Here is an 18,933-nt window from a genome sequence, read left to right as displayed (position 1 = left end):
TGTATAATGGTGAAGGGGTTTTGATGGACGCGCCGCTCCAGCCGAAAACAATAGAAGATCTGCGTGACGCGGTGCTTTGGGCTGCGGCCGAGGAAACGCCGCTGGAGGTGGTCGGTGCCGGGTCTAAGAGAGGCATTGGCCGACCGGTCCAGTCCGCGCATGTTCTGGACCTGTCGGGCTTGTCCGGTGTTGAGCTCTATGAGCCGGCGGAACTCGTTCTGACTTTGAAGGCCGGCACGCCGATTGCCGAGGTGGAGACGCTGGTCGATGACAGCGGGCAGGAACTCTCGTTCGAGCCGGCCGATTATGGGCCCTTGCTCGGAGAAGATCCCGGTCAGGGAACGATAGGCGGCGTTCTGGCCGCAAATCTTGCCGGACCGCGGCGGATCAAGGCCGGGGCGGCACGCGACCATATTCTCGGAATGGAAGCCGTGTCCGGGCGGGGGGAGATCTTTAAGTCGGGAGGGCGCGTGGTCAAGAATGTGACCGGCTACGACCTTCCGCGCGCTTTGTGCGGATCCTGGGGCACTTTGGCCATTGCCGGTGTTGTGACCCTGAAAGTCAATCCGAAACCGCAGACCAGTGCGAGCCTTGTTTTGACGGGGCTGAACGACCGGGACGCTGTTACTGCCATGTGCAAGGCGATGGGGTCTTCCTGTGAGGTTTCCGGCGCGGCGCATTTACCCGGCGGATCCGGGCGCGACGGTGCCCGGACACTTCTGCGGCTTGAAGGATTTCAGGAGTCTGTTGCCTACCGGCTTGAGCATCTGCGCCGGATGTTCGAGGCACAGCATCCGGCTTCGGTTCTGGATGAAGCGGATTCGCTCAAATCCTGGCGGTCCATACGAGATGTCGAACCGTTTTGGTCTCTGGAGGGGCCGGTCTGGCGGATCTCGGTAACACCTACCGAAGGTCCATCCGTTGTGTCGATTTTGTCGGACCAGTTTGATCTGGACGCGTTTTACGATTGGAGTGGTGGTCTTGTCTGGCTGGTTTGCACGGACGGCGATTTGCATGACGCAGACATTCGCAGGGCTCTTGCACAGTCGGGTGGCGGGCATGCGACCCTTATCAGGGCAACGCCATCCCAAAGGCTGAGCACCGAAGTGTTTGAACCGCAACCGGGCCCGCTCAAGGCCTTGTCAAAACGGCTCAAGGACCAATTCGATCCGAAAGGGATCTTGAATCCGGGGCGGATGGGTGCTCACATCTGAAGGTGAACAACTTCTGATACACGGCAGACTTTTCACACGGCGGGAGGAACTGAAGCGATGGAACAGTCCGATACCGTTGCCAGCTACACGGAAGCCGGCCGGAAAAATGTCACGCTCGTCTACATTCTGATCCTGTTGGGTTTTGTGATCGGGTTGTCGCCGATCATCGGCGTGATCTTTGCCTATCTCAATCGCGGCAAGGGAGAAGGCTGGGTCGACAGCCACTATACGTTTCAGATCCGGACCTTCTGGATTGCGCTTATCGCCAGCTTCATCAGTATGCTGCTTATGATGATCGCCATAGGCTTCATACTGCTCATTCTGGTTGCGATCTGGACAATCATCCGCTGCGTCAAGGGATTGCAACTGGCCTCAAGAGGCGATGCCGTGCCCGATCCGGGAACATGGATGTTTTAAGCGGGGCGCTTGAGATAAAAGGGCCCGCCGTTAGTGCCGGCGGGCCGGATTTGGGTCAGTTGGTCTTCACGTTGAACGGTGCCTTTGCGATGCCTTTCTGGCATGTCACGCGCACATCATAGACATATCCGTCGCGCTGGTTTGTGGTGTTGCCGATGTTCCACTTGTTGTTCTTGGCCTTGTTCTTCCGTGCGGCGACCGCATCCAGCTCGAAATAGGCCTTTGCGGTGACAGTCCAGTCCTTGCTCAGGATCTGGGTGCGCGACAGGCCCGACGCCCGTTTCGTGTCATAATGTGCCCGGCAGACCTGCAATGGCGTGCCGGTCTTCCATTTTACCTTGGCGACGGGAATGACCGGGTCATGTTCGATCACGACAGTGCGCTTGGTGCCGTTGGCAACTGCACGATGGGCAAAGCTCTTGCTCCACAAATTGCCGTCTGCTTCGAAATATAGCACGCCCTGGAACGAGCCCAGTTTCATGGCGACGATCCGCTTGCCCGATGTGGCTTTCGCATATAGCCGAAGAAGGAAGCGATGCGAGTTTGTCTGGATACTCTGGTACCCATGCTGATTGGCTGTGACGATGATCGGGATCACGTCGATACCGTCCCGTTTCACCTCGACCTTCTCGATCCAGTCCTTTGCCTGTGCGGCCGAATTTGCTGTCATCAAAGTAGCGGCGGCAACTGCGAGCATTCCAAGAGTTCTGAACATCATTGTCTTGATCCACTTCAAGGTTCATGTCTCGCCCACGGCCTCATCAATAGTTGAAAGCATTTGAACCGGAGATGAGCCTTCTGTTCAGGCACCATTCATGCGCGTAGGCAGGGAAGAAGACTTTGTCTTCAGGGGGCAAAATTCTCCGGCGATTTACCTGCTATTGTGACGGGGTGGCCTTGTGCGTGATTTTTCGGGCCACTACGATCCGGGCGCGGACGCAAGAGGGCTTTGAGGGAGAGAGACCGGCGCATGCAAACGAACTTCACGGCGGAACAGCTGCGGGACAGTCATGTGGCCGAATCGGAGAAGATCCTGCGCAAATGCGTTCACTGCGGCTTTTGCACGGCCACATGCCCGACATTTACGCTTCTGGGCGACGAGCTCGACAGCCCGCGCGGCCGGATTTACCTGATCAAGGACATGTTGGAGAACGACCGGCCCGCGGATGAAAAGGTGGTCAAGCATATCGACCGTTGCCTGTCCTGCCTTGCGTGCATGACGACCTGCCCGTCTGGCGTCCACTACATGCATCTGGTTGACCATGCACGGTCACATATTGAAAAGACCTACAAGCGGTCTTTCTCCGACCGGCTTCTGCGCGGAATATTGGCGTTTGTCTTGCCCTATCCGTCACGTTTCAGACTGGCTTTGACCGGTGCTGCCTTGGGGCGGCCCTTTGCCGGACTGTTCAGGTCGATGGGAGGGCCGTTTGCGAAGATGGCCGCCATGCTGGAACTGGCGCCCCGTAAAATCCCGAAAAAGTCTTCCATTAACGTTCCGGTGAACTTCAAATCGCAGACCCCGGAGCGCAAGGGACGGGTTGCCATCCTGTCCGGCTGCGCCCAGCCGGTGCTGAAACCTTCGATCAACGAGGCCACCGTCCGGTTGCTTCAGCGGTCCGGTTATGACGTGGTTTTTGCCAAGGATGAGGTTTGTTGCGGGGCGCTGGTGCATCACATGGGCAAGGAAGAGGCCGCGCTGGAGAACGCGCGCCGGAATGTCGATGCCTGGACCCGTGAACTGGAGGGAGATGGCCTGGATGCCATTCTGATCACCGCGTCGGGCTGCGGGACCACGGTCAAGGATTACGGCTTCATGTTGCGCGAGGACCCTGATTACCGCGACAAGGCGGCGCGCGTTTCCGGTCTGACCAAGGACATTACCGAGTTCCTCACGGGGGCGGATCTGGGCAAGCCGGTGGTGGCAACCGATCTGTCGGTTGCCTATCATTCGGCCTGTTCCATGCAGCATGGTCAGAAAATAACCCGGCAGCCCAAAACCCTGCTTTCGGCTGCCGGGTTCAAGGTCAGGGATGTGCCCGAAGGCCATTTGTGTTGCGGGTCGGCCGGAACCTACAACATTCTGCAGCCCGAGATCGCCGGAAAACTCCGGAACCGCAAGGTGGCCAATATCGAAAAGACCCGGCCGGACCTGATTGCGACCGGCAATATAGGGTGCATGACACAGATCGGACTGGGAACGGATATTCCGATCATCCATACGGCTGAATTGCTGGATTGGGTTTACGGCGGTCCCCGGCCCGAAGCCTTGCCCGGCCAACTTGAAACTGTGAAAGCCAACTGATTTCAGTTTTGGAATTTGCCGCATAGGCCCTATTCTTGCCATTCAGGATTGCGAGGGGCGATGTCTGCGGGTGGTGAAAATACGGCGATTGTCAGTCTGGGAATGTCTTGCCAGAGTGCGCGGCAAATCCGGACGAGCATTGACGTGCTGTCCGCGGCGCTGGGCGAGCAGGTTAAGCCAAACCGGTCTTTTTTTGACGGGCTGATCGCGCCTATCGGTGGCATGTGCCGGTTGTTTGAAGACGGCTTCCCGATCTTCTCGCGCGAGCAGATATTGCCGGGGCCGGGCGAGCCGACATGGCAGCCCTACGGGATCCGGTTTCTGCATCATTTCCGGGATGAGGCAGGGACAGCGGATGTTCTCGTACATTTTGAGGAGAACCTGTCCCGTTTCAGCTACTTGCGTCAAAAGTTCTTGAGGCTGCGGGATCGGGCAAGAGTGATTTTTGTGGTGTCCAACACCCAGAACAACCTGCCGGATGTCGCGCAGAAAACGGATATCCCGGCAATTGCCTTTTCCGACCGGGAATTGGAGAGGCTGCAAAGAGCCGTTGACGGGTTTATGGGCCGCTCCTGCGAATATCTGATTGTCAGCTATCCAAGCCGGTACAAGGGGCGAAGCCTGCCGGATCTCCACCTCCTGGCGCCCGATGACAGTGAGTGGACCGGTGACAAAACCCAATGGCGGGCGCTGTTCAAACGCTATTTCGGGCAGACCAGTGTGATGCCGGTTGCGGTCTGAACCCTTCGCGCAACCGATTTGTACAGCCGGCTCAGATTACATGCACTTTTGTACCGATCTGGACCCGATTGTAGAGATCGACAACATCTTCGTTCCGCATCCGGATACAGCCTGAAGAAACCGCGCGGCCAATAGACCAGGGCTCGTTGGAGCCATGAATGCGGTAGAGCGTCGATCCAAGGTAGAGGGCCCGGGCCCCCAAGGGGTTGTTCGGACCGCCGGGAACAAAGACCGGGAGGTCCGGACGCCGCTTGCGCATTTCGGCCGGAGGCCGCCAATCCGGCCACTCGGCCTTGCGCGTCACCGAGTGCGTTCCGGCCCACTCGAAGCCGGGCTTGCCGACCCCGACACCATAGCGCATGGCAGTGCCATCGCCCTGAACGAGGTAGAGAAACCGTTTCCGGGTGTCGATCACGATTGTTCCGGGGTCGTGCGGCCCGGCGTAGGTGACAAGCCTCGGCAGGAATTGCGAGGCGATTCGGGGCGGGCGGGCAACGGCTGCATTCTGGAGAGCGTCATCCTGCCGGGGGGCGGTCTGACGGCGCAAACCGGCAGATGGCTGCATGCGGTTGTTGAAACCCGGGTCCGTCGCGGTCCCGCGCCGGGACGGCCGCTGCCGCGGTTGGAACTGCCCGGCCCAGGGCTCCGTCTGTTCGGGCGCAAGCAGCAGCGGCGGGGCGGCGAGACGGCTCGAACTGCCTGCCCACAAAGCGCTTCCCGTTGCCATCAACGCTGCTGCCGCCAGACCCAGGATCCAATTCAATCGCATCATGTTCATGTGCTGACCCAAACCGTTTGCCGTTCCATTGCCGGTTCGTCTGTTTGCCCGCTTCAGAGTGTACCAGAAGAGTGAACAGCGATTGAACGTTGTCTGAAAACCGCGAGACCGCGTGGTTTTTGCTGCTTTGCAAGTCTGCGGCCAGCCCCTGATCCGCTATTGCACGCGCCGCCGCGCATCCCTGGCGATCAGTGGCAGAAGGGTTTCGATCTGTTTGGCGGACATCCCCGGGGCGACCCGCGGATCATAGAGCATGTTCATCAGGATCTGGTCGTAGACGGTGAAGCGGCTGTGACGGGAGCTGTCGTTGAACACAGAGTGGACCAGGGCCTCGTCGTCATTCATCGGGCCCAGCCCCTGCAAGACTTCTTCGACGAGACAACGCCGGAAAAGGAACTCACCTTCATCGGAGACAATGACGGCGGCCGAGCGCTTGATCCCTCGTCTACCTGAAACCACACGGACGAGGCATCTTCCTGGAACTTCCGCTCTTTGGTCCTTGTAGATATCGCGTTTGACAACCGCTTCATACTGGTTGCGATCGACAACATAGATCTGGAAGTTGGCGTGGTTCGGGCTTGCAGCAAAAGCCGTTGTCAAACCGTCGATCTTCCGGTCGATTTCCCCGATGAAACGCCGGACGGTCGCCGAGCGGTCCCGGGATGCGAAATTGTGGACATAAAAACGCACCGGAACCGTGAATTTCTTGACGAGATAAGGCTGCCATGTCCACGCGCGGTATTCGAGTCCGAACACCGTTTTATTGAAACCGGTCAGGATCTCCTCGGTCGAAAAGCTGTCGGATGCCGCTTGTGTGGAAACGGTGAGCGTCACGCTCGCAAGGATGGCAGCAATAAAACGACAGGCAGACCGCATGTTTCGAAATGGTCCAGGTTCTCGATCATTGGAGACTTTACACGATCCCGGAGAATTCGGGACAGTCCAGATTTGTTTAACAGGGCCAAAGCGGTGACGAAGGACCGATGAGAGTGCAACCATAGCGAAAGCGGATACCATTAGGAAACGGAATTTCCAGTTTGTCTCATCAAGTTGCAGACCTTGTAAAAAACACTTATTGAGCAATACTTCCTTAAACATCCAAAAGTTACGACTATTGGCGTCGCGAGCAGCTGCTTGGTACAACACGGGAAAACACGGGAGAGGGCATGGCCGCTGTCAAGAAGTCATTTCGGGCAGAAAGCCTGATACGGATGAATGCAGGTGCCGGCGACGATCCGGCGGCCGAGAACTACCGGCGGCACAATGAATTGCTGTCTGAAATCGCCTCCCTCAAGGAACTGATTCTCAGTGGAGATGCTGGGCAGGGTGAGCAGCTGGATGCGGACGCGGTCAGCCGTAAGTTCATGGCCGAGTTTCGCAAAGAGCTGTCCGAAGCGGCAAAGCTCAAGGTCGAACTGGATGCGATCTACGAGGCGATTGCCAAGACCAAGCATGAAATCGCCACGCTCCACTACACGACCGGACAACGCGGCGAGGAAATGAACCGGGTGACGAACGAACTTGATGCGGTCGTCAGCGGAACCGAGGGCGCAACCGAGACGATCCTGGCGGCTGCGGAGTTTATCGACGAGACAGCCAACACGCTGTCCGCCCGTCTGCAGGCCCAGGACTCGGAACTGGCCGGAGACATTCAGGACCGGGTCATCCAGATTTTCGAGGCCTGCAACTTTCAGGACCTGACAGGGCAGCGAATCACGAAAGTGGTCGGCACCTTGCGGTTCATCGAGGACCGGATCATCCGCATGATGGATATCTGGGGCGGGATCGAGAGCTTCAAGGAAATCGAACTCGAGCAAAAGGCAATGGCCAACGGCGATGCATCCCTGTTGAACGGCCCGGCTCTGGAAACGGACATGGATGTCGCAACCCAGGACGATATCGACGCCCTGTTTGCGTGACTGAACCGCAGAAGCTATCGCCAGAGCGGAGGCTTTCCCTTGATAGAGGCAGATTGCTTGATGCCATTTGCAAAACATGGCAACATGAGAACAAAACATAAACATAAAGAGGCTTCATGCCGGACCAATCAATTCGACGCAGCCACGACCCTGTCACCGGACTGATTCCCGGTGCCGACGGCAAGGCAAGATGCTGGTGGCACGGCGATCTTGACGACTACCGTGCCTATCACGACACAGAATGGGGCTGGCCGGTCTCCGATGACCGGCGGCTGTTTGAAAAAATCTGCCTCGAAGGCTTCCAGTCCGGCCTGTCCTGGCTGACGATCCTGAGAAAGCGGGAAAGTTTCCGGGCGGCGTTTGACGGTTTCGATTTCGAAAAGATCGCCCGGTACACGGAACAGGATGTCGAGCGCTGTCTGGCGGATGCCGGGATCGTCCGGCACCGGCGCAAGATCGAATCGACCATCAACAATGCGCAGCGGGCTCTGGAACTGCAGGCCGAGTTCGGATCGCTGGCTGCCTATGTCTGGGGGTTTGAACCGACACCGGAAACACGGCCGCAAATCCTGAGCTTTGATGTTGCCAGGACGCTTGGTCAGACGGACGAAAGCAAGGCTTTGTCAAAAGACCTGAAAAAGCGCGGCTGGAGTTTTGTCGGTCCGACCACGATCTATGCCTTCATGCAATCCATGGGGATGGTCAATGACCACCTGGAAGGCTGCTGTTGCCGCCAGCCGGTCGAAGAGGCGCGCAATGCCTTTCAAAGGCCGGGCAGGGGATAGGTCTTGTCAAGCGCTGGCTGCGCTGTCGACCTTGGCGCGCCAGCGGGGGCCATCGGGATCTGGCGTGTGGTCCCGGTAGACGTGACACTTTTCCCTGTTGCGTCAGGGCGCGAACCAATTGCCAAAGGGTGCTCGAGGCGGCACATTCACCGGAAGTGCCTCTGTATGAAGTCCCAGAAAAGCGCTGCAAGATCAGGTTCCGCCACTCGGGGGACCCAATCGTCCGATCGAAGGCCGTGATGTCAGATCAGGCCTCAACTGTCAAAGCGAAGCCATGACGAACCTGCCGACCCGGACCCGGAGCGCTGAAAATCGCCAAACTCGAGGTTTGCGCCCCCTCGTCCGGCTGACCGCGTATGCCTTCCTTCTTCAGGGCGTTGTCTTTGCACTGCTCATCGTTTTCTTGGCGGGTAACCTCCGGTTTTTCGTGCCCACCGCCAGTGTCATATGGCCCGAGTTTCTCAACGAGCTTCAAGCAGCCCCGGCACAGTTTCTCGTGATCAAGGCACTTATGCTCGTCTTGCGGACGCTTTACGGCGTCTCGATGATTGGCTTCGCGCTCGTCTGGTGGCGCAACAACAGATCAGCCGCCGTCCTCGTGCTCTCTTTTGTTTTGGTGTCTATCCCTGTGATCAACGCTGCGCAGCTCATGGGGATGGCTCTCGTACCCCTGGCCAGCAACTACGCCACCGCCGCAAACATCAACGACACCGTGGCCATGGCCGCAATTGGAGCTTCCGCCAGCGCTATTTACACCGTCGCCGAGTATCTCGACACGTTTGTCAACGTCGTTCCCTTCATCGGCCTGCTCGCCAGCCTTTTCTGGCTCTCGACCAGGGTCGCGGGGCTTGAGCGGATCAAATGGATTCTTCCGCTGCTCATCGTTTTGCCATTCAACAAGTTTCTCGACCTGCCGCCATCCTTGCAGCTTGGCGCTGGTCTGCTCAATGTTGTCGCAACCGGAACCTACTTTTTCCTGATGGGCTGGTTCATCCTCAGGGGCGAGTACCGTGACAAACGCTAGCGCACGACCCGCTGCTTCAACGGTTTGAACAGGCGATTGTCCCTGGAAAACACGTAGTCGAGTGTTTCGACGGTAACGGTTTCCGCACCTTCCGAAATCAGGGCCTCCGCACAGGCTGCAACAGCGTCTTTCGGGCACAGAAGATGCAACAGCTGGGAATCGGGCGTAGCCGAATAAGGTTGAATGGCGCCGACACGGCTGGCTGCGCGCAATGCAGCGGTGCGATCCTTTACAGAGGCCTTGACCAGTTTCGAGTTGCGGGCCTGTTCTTCCGCCGCCACCCGGTCGAGGATGGCCCGCGCACCGGCAAGGGCCGTTTCGGACCAGTCGGCATTGATGGATGCGACGAGATTGGCCTGGCTTTTCAGGATCACGCCGTCGCGCGGGATCTTGAGATTGTTCGCCTCGAGTGTCGACCCGGTGCTGGTGATGTCGACAATGAGTTCCGCAGTATCCGCCGCAGGTGCACCTTCGGTGGCTCCGGCGCTTTCCACGATCCGGTAATCGGCAATACCCTTTTCCGCGAAGAAGGCGCGCGTAAGGTTCACGTATTTTGTGGCTACCCGGAACCTGTTGCCATGGCGGCCGCGGAAATCCGAAGCCACGTCGCCGAGGTCGGCCATGGTCTCGACATCGATCCAGGCCTTGGGGACAGCGACCACCACATCTGCATGACCGAAGCCCAGCGGAGAGACAACGTGGACGGCCTTGTCGGGATCGGGAATGCTTTCATAAATCAGATCCAGTCCGGTGATGCCGAAATGGACCTTTCCCTCTGCAAGCTCACGCGCGATCTCGGAGGCCGAGAGGAACGCGATCTCGACCGACTCCATGCCCTTGATGGCGCCGCGATAGTTCCGCGCGCCGCCCGGCCGGGTGACCTTCAGCCCTGCGCGGGCAAAGAAGTCATGGGTGTTGTCCTGCAAACGCCCCTTGGATGGTATGGCGATGACTAACTTGCTCATGCCTCGTCTCCCAATGCTTCGGCGACGCGATCAAGCCATATCGAGAAACCGGTTGCCGGTACCTCGCTGTCGGCTCCCAGAAGCTTCAAAAGTTTGTCGTAACGCCCGCCGCCAACCAGTTGACCGGCGACAGTCTGGCCCATATGCATCTCGAAGACAAACCCGGAATAGTAGTCGAGCCGCCTTCCGAAATCGGCGGCAAAAACCAGACGGTTGGTGTCGAATCCGGCGGTTTCCAGTGCGGCCAGGCGCGCTTTGAAGTCGGCAATCGGACCGGAGAGATCGATCCCGGTGTCGTTTTCAAAATGGCCGAGAGCCTCGACGGCTGCCAGTGCCTTGCCGTTTATGCCGAGGTACTTTTTAAGATGCTCCGCGGCAGGACGGTGATCTGCGGACCCGTCGGCAAGTGCTGCCTGTTCGAGAAAACGGTCTGCAATCTCGCTCGGTGTCCGGCCGCCAACGGCGGAAATTCCGGCAATCGACAGCAAGTCTTCCACGACTGCATGTGCGGCTTTGGGATCAGCACCTTGAAGGGCCGACAGGAAGCCGAGGCGGACGGCGCGGTTGTCCTCGCTTCTGTCCGCGTTTCCGGCCATCCGGCTGATAGCCTCGTTCAGTTTGTCCGTCTCGCCGAAACAGTCGCGCAAGCGTCTCTGCCAGACGGAGGGCAGGCCGACACCGCCGAGCACGGCCGCAAAGAGGGCTTCATCGCCGATCCGGATGTCGAATCCGGACAGGCCAAACGTCTCGAGGGCCTGAACAGCGAGAAGCAGCATGTCTGCATCGGCCTGAAGCCGATCAGTGCGCCCAAGGCTTTCGGCACCAAGTTGCGGGATTTCGCCCGGGCCCGAGGGTCTCTGGCGGAACACGGTGCCGTTATAGCAATAGTCGACCGGATAACCGGTTCCGGCAGTTTCGAGATGAAGGCGGCAGACGGGAATTGTGAAATCGGGCCGCAGGCACAGTTCCGCACCATCCGCCCCGCTGGTCAGGTAGAGCCGCCGGCGCATGTCTTCGCCGGTCAGGTCGAGGAACAGGTCTGCCGGTTGCAAAAGCGGCGGCTCGACATGGCGATGGCCGGACGAGATCAATTGCTCAAGCACTCTCGATATGGTCGCGTCGCGTGTCTGCGCTGCCCCTGTCATCCGTCTAGCCCTCTTGTGCGCGTCGCCGGTCTTCGGCCTGGCTTGCAAGTATGTCCTTGACCGTCTTGACCAGCTGGTCTTGCGGTATCGTGATTTGCGCCGGGCGGCTTTCCCGCCAGGTCACGTTGTCGGTGATTTCTTCCGACAGACGTTTGCCCTCGATCAGGTCCTTGATCTGAAGCTCTGCAGCCGTGCGCTCATCCGAGCCCTGAATGATCGCGATCGGACACCCCCGGCGGTCGGCATATTTCAGCTGGTTGCCAAATTTCTTCCAGTTGCCCTGATACATCTCCGCGCGGACTCCGGCGCCGCGCAGATCCTGAACCATTTTCTGATACCGGCCGAGTGCTTCTGTCTCGCCGTCCATGACCGTCACGAGAACCGGTGCCACCACATCCGTGGTGTTCAGCTTGCCGAGGTTCTTCAAGGCCGTCATCAGACGCGACACGCCAATGGAAAAGCCGGTTGCCGGAACATCCCGGCCGGTGAAGCGCTTGACCAGTCCGTCATAGCGCCCGCCACCGCCGACAGAGCCGAACTGGACGACTTCGCCCTTTTCATTGGTCACGTCGAACAGCAACTCGGCCTCATAGACCGGGCCGGTATAGTATTCCAGCCCGCGCACAACGGATGGGTCGATCTTGATCCGGTCCGGGCCATATCCGCAGGCTTCGAACATGCCGGCCATGACGTTCAGCTCTGTCTGACCCTCATTGTCGATGTCCGCCGTGCCGGAAACAAAGCCGACAATGGTCTCGATTGCATCTGCAGAAAGCTCCGCTCCCTTTGTGAAGTCGCCGCTGCCGTCCTTGCGGCCTTCGCCCAGAAGCAGGCGGACACCTTCGATGCCGAACTTGTCCAGCTTGTCGATGGCGCGCAAAACTGTCAGGCGGCGCTCTGCGTTTTCCTCACCATCAAGGCCGATAGACGCCAGAACCCCGTCCAGAACCTTCCGGTTGTTGACCCGGATCACATACTGGCCGCGCGCAATGCCGAGGGCTTCCATCGTGTCGGCCATCATCATGCACATCTCGGCATCCGCCTGCACGCCCGGCGCGCCGACCGTATCGGCGTCGAATTGCATGAACTGGCGGAACCGGCCCGGGCCGGGCTTTTCATTCCGGAACACATAGCCTGCCCGGTAGGTCCGGTAGGGCATCTGGATTTCATTGATGTTTTCCGACACATGACGGGCCAGCGGCGCGGTCAGGTCATAGCGCAGGCTCATCCATTGCTCGTCGTCGTCCTGAACGGAAAAGACGCCTGCATTCGGCCGGTCGGTGTCCGGCAGGAACTTGCCGAGGCAGTCCGTATATTCGAAAGCCGGAGTTTCCACCGGATCGAAGCCATACTGCTCGTAGACCTTGCGGATCCTGGCGATCATCTCGTCCGTTGCCCGGATGTCGTCGGCGGAGCGGTCGACAAAGCCACGCGGCAGGCGAGCCTTCAGTTTTTGTTGTTTTTTGCCCATCGGTGTGAAAGTCCTGGCGAGGAAAACGGAATGGCCCGCAGCCGCATGGAAACGGTCCGAAAACCATGAAAGAACAGATTTCAGCGTGTCCTAGACGAAACCCGTTTTCAGGGCAAGGTCACGCGCCTGCCCGCAGGTCCATTAATCCGGCAAAGCGTGCCGGCTGGACCGGCTGCCTCATTTTTGCCTTCCCCAAGGTGATAACGGCACAATATACCCGGCCTGCCACCGTTCGCGTCCGGCGCAAATTCTTGCAATCCGCACAAACACGGTTATGGTCCGCGCACTTTCTGAAACAAAACCCGGTACATGCGGCGGCCTTCCGAGGGCACAGGCGCAAGAACAAGCGACATAATTGAATGCACGAGATGGCGGATTTCCAAGGCCGCGCAGCAGGCGCAGATCAAAGAAACGGATTCGCCCGACTTCTGGCCGGGGTGGATCAGGCTCTGGAGCCGGCCGAGGTGACGGTTGTCCTGCCGACGTTCAATGAAGCTGAAAACATTCCGGTTGTTATTGATCTCATAGATCGGGCGCTCACCGGGGTTGCCTGGGAAGTGATTGTTGTTGACGACAATTCGCCCGATGGCACTACGGAAACCGCCCGCAGGATCGCTGCAGAGGATCGAAGGGTTCGTGTCATCCGGCGTGTCGGGCGGCGCGGGTTGAGCGGCGCGTGTATCGAAGGCATGTTGGCAAGCTCGGCGCCATTTGTCGCCGTCATGGATGCCGATCTTCAACATGACGAGACCTTGCTGCCCAAAATGCTCGCGGCCATCCGCGAGGGAGACACCGATCTCGTGGTGGCGAGCCGCAAGACCGAGGCGGGCAAGGTCGGCGAGGGGCTGTCGGCGGTGCGGGCCTGGGGCTCGAACATTGCCAATGGCCTTGCACAGAAGCTGCTTCACGTCACCTTGAGCGATCCGATGAGCGGGTTTTTCATGATCCGCCGCGAAAGGGTTGAAGAAGTCGCACCGAAGCTCTCGATTCAGGGCTTCAAGATCCTGCTGGATATCGTCTCGACGTCGAAAGGGACCCTGAAGACGAAAGAGCTGCCGTTTACATTCCGCGAACGCCAGCACGGCGAAAGCAAACTCGATACGCTGGTGACGCTGGACTATTTCGGTCTTTTGCTTTCCCGCTATTTCGGCAACATCATTTCGACCCGTTTCCTGATGTTCGGGCTCGTCGGGGCAAGCGGGCTTGTGGTCCATCTCGTCGCCTTGCGTCTCCTGCTGGTGTTTGGCGGTTTGAGCTTTGACCTCGCCCAGACGGCGGCGTCCTTCATTGCCATGACGTCCAACTTCTTCCTCAACAACCAGCTGACCTATCGCGATCGGCGATTGCACGGTTTCAGGGCGATCATCGGGCTCTTGTCGTTCTATGCGGTCTGTTCTGTCGGGGTTCTGGCAAATGTGGGGGTTGCAAACCTGATCTATCTGGATCCGAGCTACTGGCTCGTCGCGGGCGCTGCGGGTGCGATCATGGGGGCGGTGTGGAACTACGCTGCGAGTTCCGCCCTGACCTGGCGCAAGAGCTGACGAGGCCCGCGTGCACGCTTCATCTTCCGAATCCCGGCTGCCGTTTTTCCTGCAATCCGGCTTCCTGATCCTCTTTGTCGGGCTGCTGACCTTGCTGAAATTCTGGTCGGCATCCCATGCCAATTTCGTCGAGGACGAAGCTTACTACCGGCTCTGGGGGCTTTATCCCGCGCTCAGCTATTATGATCATCCGCCGATGATCGGATGGTGGATCTGGGCAGGGCAGCAGATTTTCGGCGACACCGTGATCGGCGTCCGGTTTCTTGTCGTGCTGTCATCCGCGCTTGGGTCGTTGTTTCTGTGGCGTACCGCTTACCTGCTGTTTGACGAGCGAACGGCCGGCTGGGCGGTTTTGTTCTTGAACACCAGCATTCTGGTTGGTGTCGGCGGCATTCTGGCGACCCCGGACGCGCCCTCGGTGTTCTTTTGGGGGCTGGCCCTTTGGAGCCTTGCCGAGCTGATCCATTCCCGAAACGCCTATTGGTGGCTTGCAGTTGGGCTGTTTGCCGGGCTTGGGCTGCTGTCCAAGTATTCCGTGTTGTTTTTGGGCGCGGGTATTGTTGCCTGGCTTCTTTGGGTGCCGCAGGCGCGCCGGTGGCTCGGCTGCTGGCAACTTTGGGCCGGTGGTGCAATCGCGGTCCTGTGTACCGTTCCGGTCATCTACTGGAATTCGCTCTATGATTGGGCAAGCTTTTACAAGCAGTTTGGCCGCGCAGAAGGCGATGACTGGACGCTCAAGTACTACCCCGAGTTTGTCGGCGGACTTTTGGGGCTGCTCAATCCTCTGATTGCCATTCTGGCGGTTGCCGGATTCTGGCGGTTGTTGCCGAAACTTGGAGCAAAGGACACCAGGGTATCGCTTCTGCTTCTGTCCGTCGTTCCGTTCCTGCTTTACCTCACCTATCACTCGGCCCATGCGAGGGTTCAAGCCAATTGGCCCGCGCCGCTGTTCCCAGCGCTTGCGATGCTTGCGGCCGTGTTTGCAGCACAGGCCTCGGCTCGGGTCTGGCAAGGGGTGGCAAAGACCGGGGTGGTGCTCGGAGTTGTCGTGGCGATTGTCGTGCAAATCCATGCCGTTCACGCATTGAACGGCGCCCTTGGCCGCAAGGATCCGACCTCCCAACTCCGGGGATGGCACGAAATCGGGTTCCGGCTGGAACAGATCGTGCGCGATACCGGGGCTTCTTACATTCTGACAAGCGGCTACGGGCTTAACGGGCAGCTTGACTTCCTGATGCACAGTCACCTGCCGGTCTATCAATTCAACGAGAGGATCCGGTATGTCATGATGCCGGAGCCAGATCCGGCCCGGTTCAGGAAAACCGGTCTTTATGTCGCCGAGGCGCGCCGTGACCGCAGCAAGGATCTGACCGCCCATTACGACCATGTCGTCGAGATCGCCCGCTTGCCACGCACTGTTCGTGGCGTGAAACTGGAAGATCTCGTTGTTTATGAGTTGACAGGGTTTAAATCGGACCCGATTGACCCGGTCGTGCCCCGTCCCGGAAAATAGATCCTGCATCCTTCGCCATGACATCCTGGCCAAAGCGGGATGTCACAGTCCGATAGGGCTGCACCGAAACGAAAAAACGGCTCCGGCGGGGGACGGAACCGTTTTTCGGGGAGGTCAGAAGCGGTGGGGTTCCCGCTTCCATATTTGTATATATAGGATTAATCTGAGCTCGCGCATGTGATGTTTGTCACATGACGCAGATTTAATCCGGTAAAGCGTCCGGATTTCAGTGTCGCACCAAGGGGGGTGGGGTGGCAGCTATTCAGGACTTTCTCAAGAACAGTTTTTCGCTTGAAGGGCTTGCGGAGGATCTTGCAAGCGAGCTTGCAAACCTCGCCCGGCCAATGAAAATTTCAGCCGGAACCATCCTGTTCGAGAACGGGGATCCCGGAAACGGCTTTTATGCGGTTCTGGAAGGATCTCTCAAGGTCTCGATCCTGTCTGTCGATGGCGACGAGCAGCTCTTGGCGGTCTTGGGACCGGGCGATCTGGTGGGAGAACTCGCCTTGCTGGATGGCCGGCCCCGGTCCGCAACAGTCATCGCATTGAAGGAAGCCCGGCTGGCCTTCGTCGACAAATCCGCGTTCGAGCGGTTTGCGGATCAGAATCCGGCCGTTTACCGGCATATGCTCTACATCGTCGGAAAACGGCTCCGGCAGTCGAATGACGTTTTGGCGGCCAGATCATTCCTGCCGTTGCCGGGGCGGGTGGCGCAGGCACTGCTGCAGTTGTCCGATACGTTCGGAAAACCGATCGACGGGGGGCGCGTCCTGATCCACTACAAGCTGAGCCAGGCCGACATAGCCAACATGGCCGGGGCCGCGCGCGAGAATGTGAGCCGGGTGCTGAACGACTGGAAACGTTCTGGGACCATCAGCCGGATTTCAGGCTATTACTGTCTCGAGCAGCCCAAGCTTTTGGAACAGGCCGCTTCACTGTAATATCATCCGCCACGATCACTGTCCCGACGGCTTTGCGACAATCTGGGTGCCGTGCAGCATGTCGGCCAGGGTTTGCTGATTGAGGTGCTCGATGAAGGCCTCGGCGGCTCCGTTCATGGCGGTCTTCAGGGCGCATCTTGGCAAGAAGACACATCCGCAGGGCTCGGACTTCAAACAGGCGACCACGCCCATGTCCGGCTCGAATGCGCGGACCACATCACCGATCCGGATGCTGTCCTGCGTCTTCAGTAGCCGAATGCCGCCGCCACGGCCGCGTGTCGCTTCGATCAGTCCGGTTCGGGCCAGCTGGGCAACGAGTTTCATGACGTGTGACTTGGCGAGGCCGAGCGCCTTGCTCAACTTGTCAACCGTCTGCGGTTCATCCGTCTGTCCCAGAAACATCAGGATTCTCAACGCAAAATCGCTTGCTTGGCTCAGGCGCATGGCGGTCTTTCAAAAACATTCATTTCAGATGTTGATTTTATGTGATCCTGGTGCGATATAAAAGATGCATTTTATATGAATGTTAGGAGGGGCGAATGACCCAAACCTTGCACAAGCAACCTGTTGGGCATTCAGGGGAGCCGGATCAATCCCGGCCCAGGTTCGACAGGATCGACCCCGAGACGATCGCCGTCATGGTCCGGACTTTTTACGGGGCCGTACGCAAGCATCCACGTCTTGGCGAGATCTTCGAGCGGCGGCTGGAAGGCAAGTGGGACGAGCACCTGTCGAAGATGGACCTGTTCTGGCAGTCCGTTCTGCTCAAGACCGGGGTTTACAAGGGTAAACCCGTTCCCGCCCATCTCAAGCAGAAAGAGCTTGTGAGCGGGGACTACGGCGAGTGGCTGGTGGTCTTTCGCGGTGTCATGACCGAACTCTTCGAACCGCCGCTTGCTGCGGAAATCATCAAATACGCCGAGCGCATCGCTCAAAGTCTCTGGCTGGCCACATTCGGGACACCGGGCGCAATCCCGCCCGAAAACCTGAGCTCTGCCTCCCCGTTTCAGGAGACCTCACATGCTTGAAACCATTGTTCTTGTTGCGGAAGTCCTTGTCTTCATCTGGTTTTCCGTCTTCTCGATCATGCTGTTGTCCATGTATCTGGATTCGCGCAACATGCCGAAACCCGTCCTGAGCGGAGCCGGACGCGTTCTGGTGTCCAATGCCCGGGTCGCCTTCGGGGTCGGCCTTGTCGCCCTGACGGTTCTGACCATCTGGGAAATTGCGAGACTGCCGGAGGTCATGGGCTGATCATGCAGAAAACATCCAAGCGCGCGATTTTTTGGCCCGTCTTTCTGATCTGGGTCGCCGCACCCATGCCGTTATGGATCACTTTCCTTCTGGTGATGATCTACGGATAAAGGTTCTTTCCCTTCTCGTGTCCGCTCGCTACTGTCTGTTTGAAATGGTCACGGGAGAGCGGACTTGAGCGACGAAACACCTATTGGCGACTTGACGCTTCAAACCATGGCAATGCCGGCCAATACCAATGCGGCCGGGGACATTTTTGGCGGCTGGGTGCTGTCACAAATGGATTTGGCGGGTGGAATTGCCGCCGGTCAGCGGGCGGGCGGACGGGTCGTCACCATTGCTGTCGACAAGATGAAATTCATCCGGCCGGTTCATGTCGGGGATGTGTTGTGTATCTACAGCAGCATCGCGCGGATCGGGACATCGTCAATGGAAATCCGCCTTGAAGCCTGGGCCTTGCGTCACCGGTTCGGCCAACGCGAGAAGGTCACCGAGGCCAACTTCACCATGGTTGCCGTTGACGAGGACGGGCGCCCGACACCGATCCCGAAGGTGCCGGTTACCCTTTAGCCGCAGGGCGCGGGCGGCGGCGATTGAGAATGTCGGCAAAAAGTGGTTCGTCGACGATGCAGGTGCAGCCACTCGCCCAGAACTTCAGGAGTGTTTCAAGCCGCTGGAGCTTGTCTTGTCTTGGAAGCGGGGGGGTGTGGCGCGGCAGACCGCCCAGGATTTTCAGGCTGTCGATGCGGGCCAAAACGCAACTTTCTGCAGCGTCTTCCCAAACATCAGACCGGTCGGCAGCGTTCCCGGACAGAATGCCGTTGCAATCACTGTGTGCGATCAGCTGGGCAGCGCGGCCCGCGATTGGATCCTGATACAATAAATCCTCCGTCGGTTCCCCGAGGAGGACTGGCGCATGT

At 58.6% G+C, this 18,933-nt stretch carries 21 protein-coding genes; 13 read left to right on the top strand and 8 right to left on the bottom strand.

The window, feature by feature from the left end; all coding sequences use genetic code 11:
• Positions 1-23: 23 nt before the first annotated feature.
• Positions 24-1,214 (top strand): glycolate oxidase subunit GlcE, encoded by a 1,191-nt coding sequence (gene glcE, locus E1297_RS32065; protein ID WP_155145221.1) that lies wholly within the window; start codon positions 24-26, stop codon positions 1,212-1,214.
• Between the two features lie 57 nt (positions 1,215-1,271).
• On the top strand, positions 1,272-1,631 hold the full coding sequence (locus tag E1297_RS32060; protein ID WP_155145219.1) for a DUF4870 domain-containing protein: 360 nt from the start codon (positions 1,272-1,274) through the stop codon (positions 1,629-1,631).
• A 55-nt stretch (positions 1,632-1,686) separates the two neighbouring features.
• Here the strand turns inward: E1297_RS32060 and E1297_RS32055 are convergent, their stop codons facing one another.
• Positions 1,687-2,349 carry a hypothetical protein gene (locus E1297_RS32055; RefSeq protein WP_155145216.1) on the bottom strand — a complete coding sequence of 221 codons (663 nt, stop codon included), beginning with the start codon at positions 2,347-2,349 and terminating at the stop codon, positions 1,687-1,689.
• Between the two features lie 252 nt (positions 2,350-2,601).
• Between E1297_RS32055 and glcF the strand changes: the two genes are divergently transcribed.
• On the top strand, positions 2,602-3,936 hold the full coding sequence (glcF, locus tag E1297_RS32050; protein ID WP_155145214.1) for a glycolate oxidase subunit GlcF: 1,335 nt from the start codon (positions 2,602-2,604) through the stop codon (positions 3,934-3,936).
• Between the two features lie 60 nt (positions 3,937-3,996).
• Entirely contained in the window at positions 3,997-4,677 is a 681-nt protein-coding gene (locus E1297_RS32045; RefSeq protein WP_155145212.1) for a hypothetical protein, read from the top strand.
• A 31-nt stretch (positions 4,678-4,708) separates the two neighbouring features.
• On the opposite strand, the gene E1297_RS32040 is transcribed toward E1297_RS32045, so the two are convergent.
• Together E1297_RS32040 and E1297_RS32035 are read right to left on the bottom strand one after the other, a co-directional pair.
• Positions 4,709-5,449, bottom strand: a complete 741-nt coding sequence (locus E1297_RS32040) for a L,D-transpeptidase (protein ID WP_155145209.1) — start codon at positions 5,447-5,449, stop codon at positions 4,709-4,711.
• A 162-nt stretch (positions 5,450-5,611) separates the two neighbouring features.
• Positions 5,612-6,331 carry a DUF2927 domain-containing protein gene (locus tag E1297_RS32035; RefSeq protein ID WP_155145207.1) on the bottom strand — a complete coding sequence of 240 codons (720 nt, stop codon included), beginning with the start codon at positions 6,329-6,331 and terminating at the stop codon, positions 5,612-5,614.
• Between the two features lie 290 nt (positions 6,332-6,621).
• On the opposite strand from E1297_RS32035, the gene E1297_RS32030 reads away from it, so the two are divergent.
• From E1297_RS32030 to E1297_RS32020, 3 genes are all read left to right on the top strand, one after another.
• A complete protein-coding gene (locus E1297_RS32030) occupies positions 6,622-7,374 on the top strand; it encodes a protein phosphatase CheZ (protein WP_155145205.1) in 753 nt (250 codons plus the stop codon).
• Positions 7,375-7,490: 116 nt separating this feature from the next.
• Positions 7,491-8,159, top strand: a complete 669-nt coding sequence (locus E1297_RS32025; protein ID WP_155145203.1) for a DNA-3-methyladenine glycosylase I — start codon at positions 7,491-7,493, stop codon at positions 8,157-8,159.
• A 274-nt stretch (positions 8,160-8,433) separates the two neighbouring features.
• Positions 8,434-9,183: a hypothetical protein gene (locus E1297_RS32020; protein ID WP_155145200.1), complete on the top strand. Its 750-nt coding sequence runs from the start codon at positions 8,434-8,436 to the stop codon at positions 9,181-9,183.
• Here E1297_RS32020 and hisG read toward each other — a convergent pair.
• From hisG to hisS, 3 genes are read right to left on the bottom strand one after another with little or no spacing between them, the layout of a single operon-like run.
• Positions 9,180-10,148 carry an ATP phosphoribosyltransferase gene (gene hisG, locus E1297_RS32015; protein WP_155145198.1) on the bottom strand — a complete coding sequence of 323 codons (969 nt, stop codon included), beginning with the start codon at positions 10,146-10,148 and terminating at the stop codon, positions 9,180-9,182. The genes E1297_RS32020 and hisG overlap by 4 nt on opposite strands.
• On the bottom strand, positions 10,145-11,293 hold the full coding sequence (locus tag E1297_RS32010; protein ID WP_155145196.1) for an ATP phosphoribosyltransferase regulatory subunit: 1,149 nt from the start codon (positions 11,291-11,293) through the stop codon (positions 10,145-10,147). Before E1297_RS32010 ends, hisG begins: the two co-directional genes overlap by 4 nt.
• Positions 11,294-11,297: 4 nt before the next feature.
• Positions 11,298-12,764 (bottom strand): histidine--tRNA ligase, encoded by a 1,467-nt coding sequence (gene hisS / locus E1297_RS32005; protein WP_155145194.1) that lies wholly within the window; start codon positions 12,762-12,764, stop codon positions 11,298-11,300.
• Positions 12,765-13,132: 368 nt separating this feature from the next.
• Between hisS and E1297_RS32000 the strand changes: the two genes are divergently transcribed.
• The 3 genes from E1297_RS32000 to E1297_RS31990 all read left to right on the top strand — a co-directional run bounded on the left by E1297_RS32000 (position 13,133) and on the right by E1297_RS31990 (position 16,759).
• On the top strand, positions 13,133-14,305 hold the full coding sequence (locus E1297_RS32000; RefSeq protein WP_155145192.1) for a glycosyltransferase family 2 protein: 1,173 nt from the start codon (positions 13,133-13,135) through the stop codon (positions 14,303-14,305).
• Positions 14,306-14,315: 10 nt separating this feature from the next.
• Positions 14,316-15,818 (top strand): glycosyltransferase family 39 protein, encoded by a 1,503-nt coding sequence (locus tag E1297_RS31995; protein ID WP_209016122.1) that lies wholly within the window; start codon positions 14,316-14,318, stop codon positions 15,816-15,818.
• Between the two features lie 251 nt (positions 15,819-16,069).
• Positions 16,070-16,759, top strand: a complete 690-nt coding sequence (locus tag E1297_RS31990; RefSeq protein WP_368669763.1) for a Crp/Fnr family transcriptional regulator — start codon at positions 16,070-16,072, stop codon at positions 16,757-16,759.
• 15 nt (positions 16,760-16,774) lie between these two features.
• On the opposite strand, the gene E1297_RS31985 is transcribed toward E1297_RS31990, so the two are convergent.
• On the bottom strand, positions 16,775-17,203 hold the full coding sequence (locus E1297_RS31985; RefSeq protein ID WP_155145191.1) for an Rrf2 family transcriptional regulator: 429 nt from the start codon (positions 17,201-17,203) through the stop codon (positions 16,775-16,777).
• 95 nt (positions 17,204-17,298) lie between these two features.
• Here E1297_RS31985 and E1297_RS31980 point away from each other — a divergent pair, with 95 nt between their 5' ends.
• The 3 genes from E1297_RS31980 (at position 17,299) to E1297_RS31970 (ending at position 18,583) form a co-directional block, all read left to right on the top strand.
• A complete protein-coding gene (locus tag E1297_RS31980) occupies positions 17,299-17,787 on the top strand; it encodes a group III truncated hemoglobin (RefSeq protein WP_196223453.1) in 489 nt (162 codons plus the stop codon).
• A complete protein-coding gene (locus E1297_RS31975) occupies positions 17,780-18,013 on the top strand; it encodes a hypothetical protein (protein WP_155145189.1) in 234 nt (77 codons plus the stop codon). Before E1297_RS31980 ends, E1297_RS31975 begins: the two co-directional genes overlap by 8 nt.
• Before the next feature lie 216 nt (positions 18,014-18,229).
• The gene (locus tag E1297_RS31970; RefSeq protein WP_155145265.1) at positions 18,230-18,583 is read left to right on the top strand and encodes an acyl-CoA thioesterase; all 354 of its coding nucleotides are present in this window, start codon (positions 18,230-18,232) and stop codon (positions 18,581-18,583) included.
• Here the strand turns inward: E1297_RS31970 and E1297_RS31965 are convergent.
• Positions 18,573-18,893 (bottom strand): hypothetical protein, encoded by a 321-nt coding sequence (locus E1297_RS31965; protein WP_155145187.1) that lies wholly within the window; start codon positions 18,891-18,893, stop codon positions 18,573-18,575. The genes E1297_RS31970 and E1297_RS31965 overlap by 11 nt on opposite strands.
• Positions 18,894-18,933 lie beyond the last annotated feature (40 nt).

The sequence above is a fragment of the Roseibium sp. RKSG952 genome, assembly GCF_009711355.1.
The sequence above is the reverse complement of the archived record's forward strand: the minus strand, read 5'-3'. Positions and strand labels throughout refer to the sequence as shown.